Origin of the sequence: Rheinheimera sp. (assembly GCF_036782235.1) — a bacterium.
Taxonomy (GTDB): Bacteria; Pseudomonadota; Gammaproteobacteria; order Enterobacterales; family Alteromonadaceae; genus Pararheinheimera.
In genome coordinates this window covers 246,461-260,963 of the sequence record NZ_DAIPZL010000005.1, presented here as the reverse complement: position 1 = coordinate 260,963, position 14,503 = coordinate 246,461, and the positions used below count along the sequence as shown (strand labels likewise).

The window sequence follows — 14,503 nt, the reverse complement described above, 5'->3', positions numbered from 1 at the left end:
GCCACTGGATCGGTCAACCGATCTGAAATTTTCTTATCTGATCGGCATTACAGCCCAAGCTGTGGTTTTTATATTGCAAATTTTCCTTTTAGCGGGCTGGCATCAGTTTGTTCACCCTGGCCCTGGCGCTGCTGCTAAAACGCTGCCATCGGGCGCCAAGACGGATCAGGCCCCAATAAGTCAGCGGCACCAGTAACAAGCTGGTTAAAGTCGAAAACACCAGGCCACCGATAATAGCCACCGCCATAGGCGCATAACTCGGGCCATCACCGCCGATATTGGCGTCACCAAAAGCCAGCGGTAACAAACCCAGCACTGTGGTGGATACGGTCATCAGAATGGGGCGCAGCCGCGCTTCACAAGCTTCGATGATTAATAGCACTAAATCAGCATCTGGCCGTTCTTCCCGCAGCTGATTAATGCGATCAACCAGCACAATACCGTTGTTGACCACTATCCCCATCAACACCAGCATCCCAATCATGCCCATAATGCCCATTTGGGTGCCGGTCAGTAAAAAGGCCCAGAACACACCAACAAAAGAGAACAATAACGAGCCAATGACGGCAGTTGGTAATAACAATGACTCAAACAAAGCCGCCATCACCAGGTAAATCATCGCGACCGCCAGCAGCATATTGGTTTGCATAATGCCCTGAGCTTCGTCTTGATACTGAAAACTGCCTTCAAAAGACCAACTGTAACCCGCCGGTAACTGCAACTGCTCCATCACTTTGGTCAGTTCTTTGCGGGCATCGTCCATTTTCAGCTCTTTATTGATATTCATGCCAATCGCCAGACCGGTTTGACGGTTAAAACGGCGGATCTCGCCTAAGCGTTTTTCGACTTTTAAGCTGGCTACCTGGGATAAACGCACCACAGTATTGTCTTGCAATTTCACCGGCACTGCTTCCAGCTCCTGCTGCGACAAGCCTACTTTTTCGTCATACAACACTCTGAGCTGCACTTCGCCTTGCTCCAAAGTGCGGAAAGTGCGCAAATTAGAGCCTCGAAGTGCAAGGCTGATGGTATTGGCCACGTCCTGTGCCGACAGACCATGACGCTGCAGCTGCTCTTGCTGTAACACCACCTGCAACTCCGACTGACCATCACTGACTTCAGAACGTACGTCTTCCAGTCCTTTAATAGTGCTCAGCACCGGCACCAGAGATTCAGACAATTCCATCAGTTTGGCTGTTGAAGGCCCGAGTAAATGAATTTTCATGCCACCACCTGCATCACCCCAACCAAACTGTGGTTTAGCGCGCACCAGCACAGGCCAGTCTTTGCGGATAGCTTCTTTCACTTTTGCAACAGGCACAGGCAGCGGATCAACAAACATAATAGTGGAAATGGCATATCCGGGCTGATAGTAGCTGTACACTGAGTCGATATGGAATTTTTCTTTATTGGCATAAAGGTAAGCTTCCATTTTACTGACTTCCTGCTCCACTTCGGCCAGGCTGTAATTACTCTGAATGTTGTAGTTCAGAAACAATCTGTTGGAATCGCCTTCGTTGTCATCCCCGCCCGATACTTGACTGATAGGAATGGCAATACTAAATAACAGGCCTATTGCAATCAGGGTCGCCGCCACTGGCTTTCTCATCACCCAGCGCAAACATTTGCCATAAATAATATCGGCTTTGCTGGCTTTGGCGTTTTCGGTACTGGTAATACTTTGAATGCGGGTTGATAACCAGGGGATCAAAGTCAGCGCCATTAATAACGACACAGCAAGAGAAATAGTAATGGCAATAGCCACGTGCTCGAGGAACACTGTCACATCCACTTTCTGGCCAATAATATTGGGTAAAAATACGATGGCTGTAGTGGCAGTCCCCGCCAGCACCGCCAGACTCACCCGATACACACCACGCTCTGTGGCACGGCGCACATCATTGTCGGCAGCCCTTTCGCGGAAAATACTTTCGGTCACCACCACAGAGTTATCCACCAGCATGCCCACCGCCAGCATCAACCCCATCATGCTGAGCACATTTAAGCTGTAATCGAGGAAATACATCATGCCTAGGGTAATGGCGATAGACACCGGCACCGACATCACCACCAGCAAAGTGGTGGGTACATGACGTAAAAACAGGAAAAGCACCCCAAAAGATAAGGCCGCGCCCATAGCTCCTGAGCCCAATAAGTTAGATAAAGAATCAGTCACCCCTTTGGCAGTGTCATCCATCACAAACATACTAATGCCGTTAAAGGCTGGGTCTTTCCCCGCAGCATTTACCACAGCAAGGGCGGCAGCTGAAACGTCGACCAGATTGGCACCGGATTCTTTATACACATTCATGCCCACAGCATAAGACTGATCCAGCCGACGCCCTTCTACCCGTTTTGGCAGTTCCAGCTGTAATTGTGCAATATCACCGAGCTTTAACCCCCGGCCAATCGGCAGTTGTTTTATTTCCTCAAGCGAGCCAAATTCGCCCACGGGTTTGACCAGAATGCTGGATTCCGGACTTCTGATCTCCCCTGCGGTCATGGCGAAGTTTTGTTTGGATAAAGTGGCCACCAATGCTTTGGCATCCACCTGCAAAGCACGCAGTTTTTCCGGCTGCAGCCTGATGATCACCTGGCGTTTATCCACACCATAAAGCTCAACTTTGGACACGCCAGGCACCCGCTCCAATGGTCTTTTCACCTGGCGTTCCAGTAAGTCATACGCCATTGATAAATCACGTTCGCTGGAAATCCGCAGCTGGAAAATAGGCATATCATTGGTGTTAAACTGAAACACCAGCACCCGCTCTACATCAGCCGGCAGCAGATGGCGAATGCCATCAAGCCGCTCGCGCACTTCAATACTTTTGGTATTGATATTTTCTTCCCAGTTAAATTCCAGACCAATTTCCGCGCTGTCTTCTTTGGAAAAAGAGCGCATTTTTTTAATGCCGGTCACTGTCGACAAGGCTTCTTCCACTGGCCTTGTGATCAAACGTTCAATCTCGGCCGGCGTGGCGTTTGGATAAGGCACGTTGATATAAATTTCCGGAATATCAATGCCCGGGAACTTCTCCAGTGGCAACATCCGGCTGGCCAATAAACCAAACACCAACAAGGATAAAAACAACATACAAAGGGTGACCGGCCTGTTCAGCGCCCAGCGGGTCAGGGCAAGAGGTTTATGTTCCATAACTTACTCCTTCACCAGCTGTTTTTCACGCGCCGTCAGGCGATACAACACCGGAATAAACAATAAGGTCAGTAAGGTGGATAAACTCAGACCAAAAATCACGGTAATGGCCATAGGTGCGCGGATCTCCGCACCATCACCACCAAACATCATCGGCATTAATCCAAGCACCGTGGTTAAAGTGGTCATCAATACAGGACGTAAACGGGTAGCCCCTGCTTCCACAATAGCGGCATCCAGCGCCATGCCGTCATCGCGCAACTGATTAATGCGGTCAATCAGTACTATGGCGTTGTTCACCACTATACCGGCCAGCATAATCAAACCGATAAACACAATCACTGAAATCCGGGTGTCAGTCAGCCACAAACCAAGCACTGCACCGGCGCCGGCCAGCGGCACGGTAAACAGAATGAGCAGAGGTTGCAGCAGGTTCTCAAACTGTGAGGCCATCACCAGATACACCAAAAATACCGCCAGCGTCAGCGCAACCATCAAAGAGTTAAATGAACGCTGCATTTCTTCACTTTGGCCCATCACCCGGGCTGTAACGCCGTAAGGCAGTTGTAACTGAGCAAGCATGGCCGTTACAGCTGCAGCGCCCTGCTCCACATCACCATAAGCCAGGTTAGCACTCACCACAGCCACACGCTGCTGACCAATACGAGTAATTTCACTGGGGCCTATCTCACGGCTGATAGTGGCTACCGCAGATAACGGCAACGGCATTTCACTTTGTGGGTTAATAATAATTTGCGCCAACTCCTGCTCTGAGTTGCGGTACTGCTCGGACAGACGCACGCGGATATCCACTTTGCGGTCCTGAATCGAATATTGTCCCGCCACTTCACCACCGACATAATTGGCCACCCTTTTGGCCACGTCAGAAGCGGTCATATTCAGTTGTGATAAACGCTGATGGTCAAAATGTAAGGTAATTTCCGGCTGACCGGCGCGCAGACTGGATTTTACATCGGCAAAACGGTTATTTGCTTCCAGTTGTTTAACCAACATGGCTGAGCCTTCTTTTAAGGCTGACAGTTCATGACCTGCCAGTTCAACCTCCATCGGCGTGGCCATATTAAAAAGCTCAGGCGCATCAATTTTTGCCACCACATCCGGCATGGCTGCCACTGTGTCGCGCACCAGCTGCATCACTTTTTGCTCATCAGCCGATGTTGAACCTGGTTTTAATACAATGTTGAGCCGCCCCCAATGACTGCCGCCAATAGATGGGTCTACTGTCATTTGCTGACCGGTACCGGCCTGCGCATAAGTGCGCTCCACTTCTGGCTCTGCCCCCACCACTGCCGCCAATTTGGTCAGCACTTTGTCTGTGCGTTCAATGGCACTGCCAACAGGCAACTGCACTTCTACATAAAACTCCCCCTGACTCATGGCCGGAATTAAATCAAAACCAAGGCGCGGTACCAGACTAAAACAAGTGGCTGTAATACCAAGCGTCAGTGCCAGTGCCAGACTTTTTCTTTGAAGTGCGGTCTTTAAAACACGGCGATACAGTTTTTCTAGGCTGGTCAGCAGCATTTGCATCAGTTTTAATAAAGGACGGAATAACAAGCCAAAGGCAGTGGCGACCAGGCGCCATATTAAAGTGAATAACGAAATCACCCAGGACAACACAAAAGCAATGGCGCGAAACGGCAGTTTTAGCACCAGCACAATCCACTGATACCAACGTTGTGGTTTCACAAAAGCGGGTTTATTGTCAGCTGCCACTGTTGCTGCACCCAGAGTACGTTCATGGGCCGCCATGGTTGGGATCAGCGTTAATGCCACCAGTAACGAAGCCAGCAGTGCATAAGTGACTGTTAAAGCTTGGTCCTTAAACAACTGGCCTGCGATACCGTCGATAAACACCAGCGGGAAAAATACCGCGACTGTGGTTAGAGTGGACGCCGTAATGGCCATCGACACTTCGCTGGCACCTTTTTTTGCCGCCGCCATAGCCGACATGCCCTGCTCTTTATAACGGGCAATATTTTCCAGCACCACAATAGCGTTATCCACCAGCATACCAATAGCCAGGGCTATGCCACCTAAACTCATGATATTCAAGCTGATTTCCTGTGCATGCATCAGGTTAAAGGTCGCTATGACTGACAATGGAATCGAAATTGAAATCACTAAAGTGGTCCATGCATTGCGCAGGAACAAATACAACACCAGCATGGCCAATAAACCGCCCTGCCAGGCGGAAGACTTCACTTCAGCAATAGCGTCACTGATAAAAACCGATTGGTCATACACCAGCGTCAACTCATAACCAGCCGGCAGGTTTTTACGCAGGTTTTCCAGCTGGCCAATCACAGTTTTGGCCACTTGTACTGTGTTGGCGTCACCTTCTTTATAGATAGCAATTTCAATGGCCGGTTTGCCATTCACATAGGTAATACTCTGGCGGTCGACATAGCCGTCCCGCACTTCGGCGATATCACTGAGCCTGACATGACTACCGTTGACAGTGGCAATATACAGATTGCGCATTTGATCCAGATTTTCAAACTGGTTAATGGTGCGCACCAGATAATCGTGGGCTGAGGTTTCCAGCCGGCCACCAGCCTGATTCAGGTTTTGCTCTTTGAGTCTGGCATTAACAGTGCTGATATCCAGATTCAGCTGGCTGAGTTTTTCATTATCAATCAGTACCTGAATTTCCTGGGTTAAACCACCATCGGGCCGCACTGCAGCAACACCGGTCAGCGCTTCCATTTTGCGGCGCAAATCTTCATCGGCAAAGGTCCGCAGTGCCACCAGCTGGGCTTCAGATAACTGATCTTTGACATCATTGCGGCTTAACGCCAGCCGCACTATTGGATCTAAGTTTGGGTTAAAGCGCAGCAGCAACGGTTTTTTGATATCAAGTGGCAGCAGCAGCACGTCCAGTTTTTCGCGCACTTCAAGGCCGGCCAGATCCATATCTGTGCCCCACTCAAATTCCATAATCACATCTGAACGGCCGGCACGGGACACCGACTGCACTTTACGGATACCTTTGACAATACCCACACTTTCTTCAATCGGCTTACTGACCAGCTGCTCAACTTCCGCCGGCGCCGCCCCCTGATATTCAGTGCGGATGGTTAAAGTGGGGTAAGACAAATCCGGTAACAAATTAACAGCCAGGCGTGCCATCGCCACCAGACCAAACAACATGATGCCAAGCGTAAACATCCACATGGTTACGGGGCGGGCAACAGCCAAATCCACCAGTTTCATTGTGTTCTTCCTGTAGTTTTAGTTGTAGACAGCGCGGGCCCACAAGGCCCGCGACAGTGGAAAGAGGAATTAGCTGTGGTTGCTTACCACATTGACAAGACTTTGATCTTTCAGGCTAGCCTGACCTGCAGTCACCACCTGGTCGCCTTCGGCAAGGCCTTCCAGCACCTCAACGGCGGCATCAGACTCATAACCGGTTTTCACCACTTTACGGCTGACTTTGCCATCTTTAACCACAAAGACGGAGCTGGCGTTGTCCATCGCCAATACCGCACGTTTTGGCACCAGTAAGGCAGCTTCTTTGGAGTCATACTGCAGTTCAACCTGGGCAAACATACCGGCTTTTAAACTTAAATCACTGTTATCAATACCAATAGTCACGCGGGCTGTACCCGAGGTTGCATCCACCACTGGTGAAATCCGCACTATTTTGGCCTGTTGTTGTGGCATGCCGGCAAAATTCAGGTATGCCGTCTGGCCTACTTTCGCACGTTGCAGCTGATGCTCCGGCAGGTTGATCACCGCTTCCAGCCGCTGTTGTGACACCACATGAAATAAAGCTTTTGACGAATATTCAGTGATGAGCTGACCCACTTTGACATAACGACGGGCAATCACACCTGAGATAGGGGCACGGATTTCAGTGTCCCGAAGTGACAGCTCCTGCATATCGACAGCTGCTGTCATCGATTCTAACTGCCATTTTAATTTGTCATACACATCGGCACTGACCAGTTTGCGCTCGTACATTTTTTCAATACGCTGCATTTCACTGCGCAGCTGGCCAAGCTCGGCTTTGCCTTTGGCCAGTTGAATACGCTGACGTTCGGTATCTAAAGTGGCCAACACCTGCCCTGCTTCGACATGATCACCTTCTTCCACCAGCACAGACTGCACCAGGCCCGTTGCTTTACTGTTTACTTCAGCATCGGCTTTGGCTTCTAACGTGGAGGTGGTGCGGTAAGTGCTGCTGATAGCCCCACGGCTGACAGCGGCGGTCTCAACAGGGATACTGACTGCAATGTCTTTTTTCTCGGTATCCGGGCTACCGCTGGCCGATTCACAGCCACTCAGCAACAAAGTTGCAGCAATTAATGAGGCGGTAATAGCGGTGGCTAACTTGGATGGCATGTGCATGATAAATTCCTTGGCTGATTTGCAGTTTAATACTTCACTGTTGAGCACATAGCAGCTGTCGTGCCAGTCTCGCATATGGATAAATAATACATATAAATCATTAAGATATAGTGATTTTGTTTTTTTAGAGTGCAACAAGATGTTTCACGCTGTTGGCGAATTTCACTATCTATTAGTGATTTAGCTCACTGCTTGTTGCGACTAAACACAATAAAGCAACGATTTAGAGTCTGTACTCTAAGCTGGCCTCACTTTATACTGCCGCCCCGAAAAGGTCAGACCAGAACCGGCGACAGCCGCTTTGCTGACACATAACTACAACAAACTTTATCTTCAATACAAAGGGGCACTCATGTTTAAACCATCGTCTTTAGCTGTGGCGATCATGACTCTGTGTGGCGCCAGTCTGGCCCATGCCGAAGGTTACAAACTCTACGAACAATCTGTCAGCGCCATGGGCAATGCTTATGCCGGCCGCGGCGCTGAAATCACCGACGCCAGCCTGGTCTATTCCAACCCAGCTGCTTTAAGCCGGCTGTCGGGCACTTCATTATCTTCGGGTTTAAACCTGATAGCAGCCAACACAGATTACAAAAATGCTAAAGCCCAAAGTGCCGGTGGTTTAGCTGTACTTGGTCGAAGCGAAGGTGAAAATAGTTTATTAGAAGTTGTCCCTTTTGCATTTTATGCCGACAAACTGGACGAAAAATTCAGTTATGGTGTTGGTTTTTACGTGCCTTTTGGTTTATCCAGCGACTATGACAATGACTGGGTGGGCCGTTATTTTGCCGATGAAACCGCCATTCAGGTGTTAGCATTGCAAGGTTCTCTGGCCTATCAGCTAAATACAGACTGGTCTTTGGGTTTGGGCCTTAGCGCCAATCACATTGAAGGTACTTTATCAAAATACAAAGATCACAATGGCTTATGTGAAACCGGCCGTCGTATCAACGATATCTACCGCGCCGATGTATACAACAGCGCTTATTGTGACAGCCACTATGAAGTGAGCGGTGATGATATTGCACCTGGTTACAGCCTGGGTTTACATGGCAAAATCAGTGACAATCTGTCTTTGGCACTGGTGTATCACTCAGCACTGCGCTTTCGCTTAACCGGTGATTCGGTGATCACCAACACACCAATTACAGGTGCCAATGTGGCCGGCTCGCCGAATTTTATTGTGGTAGCACCGCAGCTGCCGGCCATTGATAAAAGAACCGGCAAGCTTGCAGCCAGCTCACAACTGATTGAACACAGCCAGGTGCCACTGACCACGCCGGCCAATCTGACTTTGAGTCTGGATCATCAGTTCAGTTCGCTCTGGGCCTGGCAAGGGAGCGTCAGCTGGACCGGCTGGAGCGCTTTTGAACATATTGAAATTACCAGCATTGATGCCAAACCTTCGTTGTCGTTATCCACCCAGCAAAGCGGCAACCTGGCCAAACCCGGTTACATTGGTTATATCCCTGAGTACTGGCATGACAGTCTGTCAGCTGCTTTTGGCCTGAGCTATCAATACCAGAGCAATCTGAAACTAAAAACCGGCGTGGCTTATGATGAAAACCCAATCAGCAGCAGTCATAAAACGGCCAGGGTGCCAACTGCAGACCGCACCTGGCTGACGGTAGGTGCCAACTGGCAGGTAGCCGGCAACTGGAGTCTGGATCTGGCATACGGTTATATGTGGATGGGTGCGCTCAGCATTAACGAACATGAATTTAATGCGCATGACGTACAGCTGTATAAGTCTGGTTTGCAGGTGGATTATAAAAACCATGCGCAGGTCCTGGGCACTCAGCTGAACTATCTGTTCTGAAGTCGTTAAAAACCGGGCAATGCTTTTTCCGCTGTTGTCCCAAAACCAACAAAAAACCGACGTTATCGTCGGTTTTTTGTTGGTTAAAGCCTGGCTGCTGTTAGTTTTTCTCAACCGTCATTTCACCGCTGACAGTGCTCATATCAATACTACCTTCACCTTTGCCTGTGCTGAATTCCAGACTACGGCGTGGGCCATATTTGGCTTTATCGGCTTTTTGGTCAGTAATTTTGTTATTGATATCACCACCAGCGCTGGCCACCATTTTAAAACGGGCGCTGACATCGGCATCCAGTTTCAGCGTAGAGGCACCACTAACGCTACTGGTGCTGATACGTGGGGTTTTACTGTTTTTTACCGAAGCTTTAATTTCACCATTGACCGAGCTGAAATCAAGTCGCTCAGTGCCGGACAGCTCAAGTTTGGCTTCACCATTGACCACAGACACTTCAATTTCTTTCGCGCTACTTTTTAAACTGATTTCACCATTGACCGACTCTGCGCTTAAACGGCCGCTGGAGCCTTCATCATCAATTTCACCATTGACTGTATTTAAGCGGATGCGGCCGCTGTTGCCGATACTGTCAATTTCACCGTTCACAGTTTCCAGCTGCACCTCATTACTGAGTTGTTTTGCCGTGATGGCACCGTTCACAGTAGTAATTTTGCTGCTGCCCGCCACACCGCTGACATTGACTGAAGCATTCACGCCGCTGAACTCCAGCGCAGCACCAACAGGCACTTCGATCACTAACTGCGAACCTTGTTTATCACCATTGTCGCCCCAGCCGAAGTTAGAGCGTGGCATTTTCACAACAAAACGGGTAATACCATCTTTTGAGCTCAGGTCAAAACCATCAGCTTTTTCATCCAGCGTGCCTTTTACACTGAAAACCGGGCTTTTTACCGCTTTGATCTCCACATGGCCGCGCATATTTTCGATATAAATTTTTTCATTGGCACTGACTTTCATTGCTTCATTCACCGGCGCTCCGGCCGCCAGCGCCAGTTGCGGCAGCAGCAACGCAGCCATCAGAGTCAGGGTGAAAGGTTTTGCGATTAATGTTCTCATGATGTCACTCCAGAATATGTCAGATCATTACTGACCAATTTTTGTAAATAGTGGATTTGTTGCTGTTGCAGCTTATTGAGCTGCAGTAATAACACCGGTTCATCCGGCTGATAACTTAATGCCAGTAATACCTGCTGTCTGGCTTGTTGCCAAATCGCCAGCTGCTGCTGCCAATCGGGATAAAACTCGGGCACTGCGTTGATTTGTGCCAGCATGGCCGCCCTTTGGGTGTCAAAGTCGCTGGTGAGCTGCCACTGTACTTTTGTGATCTGTGCTGCGGTGTCATCAGCTTCGCCACCAGCGGCCACAACAACAGGCTGTGCTGTTTTTTGTTGTGCGAGCTGAGTGCCATCCGGCCCCTGTGGCCAGATCAATACCGATAGCAGCACTGCTGCAGCTGCGGCGCCTGACCACCAGTACCAAGTGGGACTGTTGTTCTGCGCAGTTTGCGCGGCTAGCCGCTGCGGCTGTGGCTCTTGCTGCTGCGGTAACTGTGCTGTGGTGGCAAGCCTTGCAGCCAACTCTGGCCATAAATCACGTTGTGGCTCAATGTCTTTGGCCAGTGCATCAATCTGTGCCTGTAATTCCTGCTCAGTTTTCATCTAACCAACCTCTGAGTAACTGACGCGCCCTGTGATATTGCGCTTTACTGCTGCCCTCTGCGATATCCAGCAACTGGGCGATTTCCTGATGCTGATAACCTTCCAGTGCAAACAGCACAAACACTGCCCGGGCCTGATGGGGCAAACGTAAAATAGCCTGCTCCAGTGCACTGTTTTCCGGTAACAACTCTACAGCCTGCTCCGGAACTTCTTGATCAGTACTTAAACGTAATATTTTGTTTTTACGCCACAAATCAACAGCAGTGCGACTGGCAATGGTATGCAGCCAGGTGGCAAAACTACTGTCTCCACGAAAAGCCGGTAGTTGTTGCCAGATCCGGACAAAAGCTTCCTGGCAGCCATCTTCGGCCTGCGCCCTGTCGGCCAGCAATCGAAGGCAAATTGCATAAACCTTACCTTTAAATTGCTGATACAACATAAAAAAAGCTTGCTGATCACCATTTTTGGCTTGTTGTATCCAGCTGTCCAGCTGTTGCTGCATTATGGTAAAAATTCCGGTGATATTGTGTTGATGCAAGATTAGTCGCAACTGCCGTTGCCGGGGTTTAAAAGAAAAATAAAAAAAAGACAAAATAATTAAATATGAAGAAAAAACAAATAGATAAATTTCATCTTTTGGCAACTGTGCTGTTGCATGCAGGCTGTGAAACCAAGGTGATACTGTCTGACAAAGTCTCGAACAACAGCGACAGCAGCCACTGCGGCACGAGCAGGGGTATCACATCAGCTCTTTCAAAAAAAACCGGCTTATATAAAAGCCGGTTTTCAAAACACACGCAGGAATGTGCAGATGAAATTCCTTGTTCATCAGCCACTTGATGTTGGCTTTTTGCTGTGACAGCAGCAAGACAACCAGATGACAAAACGATGATGTTTCAGCTGTGTTTGCACCTGAAATTAAATCGCGACCGGCGCCTTAATATGTGGATGCGCCTGATAATTCTGCAATTCAAAATCTTCAATGCTAAAAGCAAAGATATCTTTTACCGCCGGGTTTATTTTCATCGTTGGTAACGGATGAGGCTCGCGGCTTAACTGCAGTTTTACCTGCTCCAGATGGTTGGAATACAAATGCGCATCACCAAAGGTATGAATAAAATCACCCGGTGTTAAATCACAAACCTGCGCCACCATCATCGTCAGCAGTGCATAACTGGCAATATTAAATGGTACCCCAAGGAAAATATCGGCACTTCGCTGATACAACTGGCAAGACAGTTTGCCGTCATTGACATAAAACTGGAACAACGTATGACAAGGGGGCAGCGCTTGTTTACCGGCCGCTGCGTTGTCTTTTGGCGACAAGCGGGTGTCGGGTAACACCGCCGGATTCCAGGCACTGACAATCAAGCGGCGCGAATCCGGTGTGCGTTTAATGTCGCTGATCAGCTGACTAATTTGGTCAATGACTTCACCATTTGGCCCTTGCCAGCTGCGCCACTGTGCACCATACACAGGGCCGAGTTCGCCTTCGGCTGTGGCCCATTCATCCCAAATCGACACGCCGTTGTCTTTGAGGTAACCGATATTGGTTTCACCTTTTAAAAACCACAGCAGCTCATGAATAATGGAGCGCAAATGGCATTTTTTGGTGGTCACCAGTGGAAAACCCTGGCTTAAGTCAAACCGCATCTGATACCCAAACACACTTAGGGTACCGGTACCGGTGCGATCGGTTTTTTGATGGCCGGTTTCCAGCACATGACGCATTAAATCCAGATATTGTTTCATAACGTTTCTCCCTGGCGACGGCGCTGATAACCCCAGACAATCAGTGCAGTCCCGGCAATAATCATCGGCAGGCACAACCACTGCCCCATCGACATACCAAGTGATAACACGCCAAGATGGGCATCAGGTTCACGGAAAAACTCAACAATAAAGCGGAAACAGCCATAACCGAGCAGGAACAGGCCTCCGACATTACCGGCCGGTGGCTGTTTGCTGCGATACCAAATCAGCATCACAAACAGCACTAAACCTTCCAGTACAAATTCATAAAGTTGTGACGGGTGGCGTGGTAAAGCTCCGGCATTGGGAAATAACACAGCCCAGGGTACATCTGTAGTGCGGCCCCAGAGCTCTGCATTAATAAAGTTACCGATACGACCTGCGCCTAAACCCAGAGGCAGCAAGATCACCACAAAATCACCGAGTTTCAGGTAGTTTTTCTGGGTTTTCCATGCAAAAAATGCCATGGCAGTTAACACTCCCAGCACACCACCGTGGAATGACATCCCGCCTTCCCAGATACGGAATAAATACAGCGGATCCTGTAAAAACAGCGGGAACTGATAAAACAACACATAACCCACCCGGCCGCCAAGCACAACACCAAGGAAACCATAAAACATCAGATCGCTGACCTGATCCCTGGTCCAGCCTGAACCCGGCTTATCAGCGGCTCTGTTGGCTAAAAAATTTGCCAGTAAAAAAGCAATCAGATACATCAGACCATACCAGCGCACGCTGACTGGCCCCAGACTAAAGATCACCGGATCAATCTGAGGAAAAACGATATAACTTGCAGACATATACAACCCTTAACTCAAAATCATTTTGGCGCTGACCACCAGCAAAAACAGGCCAAATATCCTTTTTATCCGAAGCACCGGCAGTTTTTGTGTCAGTTTTGCCCCAAGTGGCGCCGCCAGCATTGAGGTAGACACCACAGCAACCACTGCTGGTAAATAAACAAAACCGACAAAACCATCGGCAAAGCTGTAATAAGACCAGCCGGAGCTGACGTACCCTATCACAGCAAAGATGGCGATCACCAGCCCGGTGACTGCAGCCAGGCCAATAGCACGGCGCATATTCACCGAAAAAAAGTTCAGCACAGGCACATACAAAGCCCCTCCACCTATGCCCAGCAAACTGGCAATGCTGGCAAGCACAGCTGAAATAATCGCAAGCACAGGTTTGGCCGGCAAAACACGGACACCACTTGCGGCCTGACTAAACAGCATACGAAGGCCTATCAGTGCCACAGCAATACCAAAAAACAGCTGCAATACACGGCCATTCACCAGATAGGCAAAGGAACCCACCAGCAAAGCGCCGGCAGCAGCCCCAGTTAATACCGCAGGTGCCAGCTGCCAGGGAATATTATGCAGCCGGTGATGGGCCCTGGTAGAAGAAGCGCTGGTAATGACAATAGTGGCAAGCGAAGTGGCCACAGCCACCAGCATTACATGCTCAGCAGGGACAATATGGTAAAGCGGCAATAATAATGTCAACAGTGGCACTATCACCAACCCGCCGCCTATGCCGAGTAAACCGGCCAGCAAGCCCGCCAGCGCACCTAACATCATACAGATCAGAAAAAAAGTCAGCACAGTATTACCCAGAGTACAGCTCAGGCCAGTCCGGCTCTGTCACAACAAGCTGCAGCAGACTGGGCGCATTTTTGCGGTGCGCCATTGTACAGAGCAGACCTGTGGCGAGCCAGTAAATTCAGG

10 protein-coding genes are annotated in these 14,503 nt (G+C 49.4%); 1 reads left to right on the top strand and 9 read right to left on the bottom strand.

The window, feature by feature from the left end; all coding sequences use genetic code 11:
- Window positions 1–88 precede the first annotated feature (88 nt).
- The 3 genes from V7P87_RS08555 to V7P87_RS08545 form a co-directional block, all read right to left on the bottom strand.
- Window positions 89–3,154, bottom strand: a complete 3,066-nt coding sequence (locus tag V7P87_RS08555; protein ID WP_333797066.1) for an efflux RND transporter permease subunit — start codon at window positions 3,152–3,154, stop codon at window positions 89–91.
- A 3-nt stretch (window positions 3,155–3,157) separates the two neighbouring features.
- A complete protein-coding gene (locus V7P87_RS08550) occupies window positions 3,158–6,391 on the bottom strand; it encodes an efflux RND transporter permease subunit (protein WP_333797065.1) in 3,234 nt (1,077 codons plus the stop codon).
- 69 nt (window positions 6,392–6,460) lie between these two features.
- Window positions 6,461–7,528 (bottom strand): efflux RND transporter periplasmic adaptor subunit, encoded by a 1,068-nt coding sequence (locus tag V7P87_RS08545; protein ID WP_296296579.1) that lies wholly within the window; start codon window positions 7,526–7,528, stop codon window positions 6,461–6,463.
- A 352-nt stretch (window positions 7,529–7,880) separates the two neighbouring features.
- Between V7P87_RS08545 and V7P87_RS08540 the strand changes: the two genes are divergently transcribed.
- Window positions 7,881–9,347, top strand: coding sequence for an OmpP1/FadL family transporter (locus tag V7P87_RS08540; protein ID WP_333797064.1), 1,467 nt, complete (start codon window positions 7,881–7,883; stop codon window positions 9,345–9,347).
- 100 nt (window positions 9,348–9,447) lie between these two features.
- Here V7P87_RS08540 and V7P87_RS08535 read toward each other — a convergent pair whose 3' ends face one another.
- The 6 genes from V7P87_RS08535 to V7P87_RS08510 all read right to left on the bottom strand — a co-directional run bounded on the left by V7P87_RS08535 (window position 9,448) and on the right by V7P87_RS08510 (window position 14,380).
- Complete coding sequence (locus V7P87_RS08535; protein ID WP_333797063.1) at window positions 9,448–10,419, bottom strand: DUF4097 family beta strand repeat-containing protein; 972 nt, start codon at window positions 10,417–10,419, stop codon at window positions 9,448–9,450.
- Window positions 10,416–11,021: a hypothetical protein gene (locus tag V7P87_RS08530; RefSeq protein WP_333797062.1), complete on the bottom strand. Its 606-nt coding sequence runs from the start codon at window positions 11,019–11,021 to the stop codon at window positions 10,416–10,418. Before V7P87_RS08530 ends, V7P87_RS08535 begins: the two co-directional genes overlap by 4 nt.
- Entirely contained in the window at window positions 11,011–11,523 is a 513-nt protein-coding gene (locus V7P87_RS08525) for an RNA polymerase sigma factor (protein ID WP_333797061.1), read from the bottom strand. Before V7P87_RS08525 ends, V7P87_RS08530 begins: the two co-directional genes overlap by 11 nt.
- Before the next feature lie 416 nt (window positions 11,524–11,939).
- A complete protein-coding gene (locus V7P87_RS08520; protein ID WP_260656296.1) occupies window positions 11,940–12,773 on the bottom strand; it encodes a thymidylate synthase in 834 nt (277 codons plus the stop codon).
- On the bottom strand, window positions 12,770–13,576 hold the full coding sequence (gene lgt, locus V7P87_RS08515; RefSeq protein WP_260656297.1) for a prolipoprotein diacylglyceryl transferase: 807 nt from the start codon (window positions 13,574–13,576) through the stop codon (window positions 12,770–12,772). The genes V7P87_RS08520 and lgt overlap by 4 nt, the downstream gene beginning before the upstream one ends.
- 9 nt (window positions 13,577–13,585) lie before the next feature.
- A complete protein-coding gene (locus V7P87_RS08510; protein WP_333797060.1) occupies window positions 13,586–14,380 on the bottom strand; it encodes a sulfite exporter TauE/SafE family protein in 795 nt (264 codons plus the stop codon).
- Window positions 14,381–14,503 lie beyond the last annotated feature (123 nt).

What these genes read in the sequence shown, in the direction of transcription:
- V7P87_RS08555 (WP_333797066.1), bottom strand. Translation starts at nt 3,154, where the DNA reads ATGGAACATAAACCTCTTGCCCTGACCCGCTGGGCGCTGAACAGGCCG.
- V7P87_RS08550 (WP_333797065.1), bottom strand. Translation starts at nt 6,391, where the DNA reads ATGAAACTGGTGGATTTGGCTGTTGCCCGCCCCGTAACCATGTGGATG.
- V7P87_RS08545 (WP_296296579.1), bottom strand. Translation starts at nt 7,528, where the DNA reads ATGCACATGCCATCCAAGTTAGCCACCGCTATTACCGCCTCATTAATT.
- V7P87_RS08540 (WP_333797064.1), top strand. Translation starts at nt 7,881, where the DNA reads ATGTTTAAACCATCGTCTTTAGCTGTGGCGATCATGACTCTGTGTGGC.
- V7P87_RS08535 (WP_333797063.1), bottom strand. Translation starts at nt 10,419, where the DNA reads ATGAGAACATTAATCGCAAAACCTTTCACCCTGACTCTGATGGCTGCG.
- V7P87_RS08530 (WP_333797062.1), bottom strand. Translation starts at nt 11,021, where the DNA reads ATGAAAACTGAGCAGGAATTACAGGCACAGATTGATGCACTGGCCAAA.
- V7P87_RS08525 (WP_333797061.1), bottom strand. Translation starts at nt 11,523, where the DNA reads ATGCAGCAACAGCTGGACAGCTGGATACAACAAGCCAAAAATGGTGAT.
- V7P87_RS08520 (WP_260656296.1), bottom strand. Translation starts at nt 12,773, where the DNA reads ATGAAACAATATCTGGATTTAATGCGTCATGTGCTGGAAACCGGCCAT.
- lgt (WP_260656297.1), bottom strand. Translation starts at nt 13,576, where the DNA reads ATGTCTGCAAGTTATATCGTTTTTCCTCAGATTGATCCGGTGATCTTT.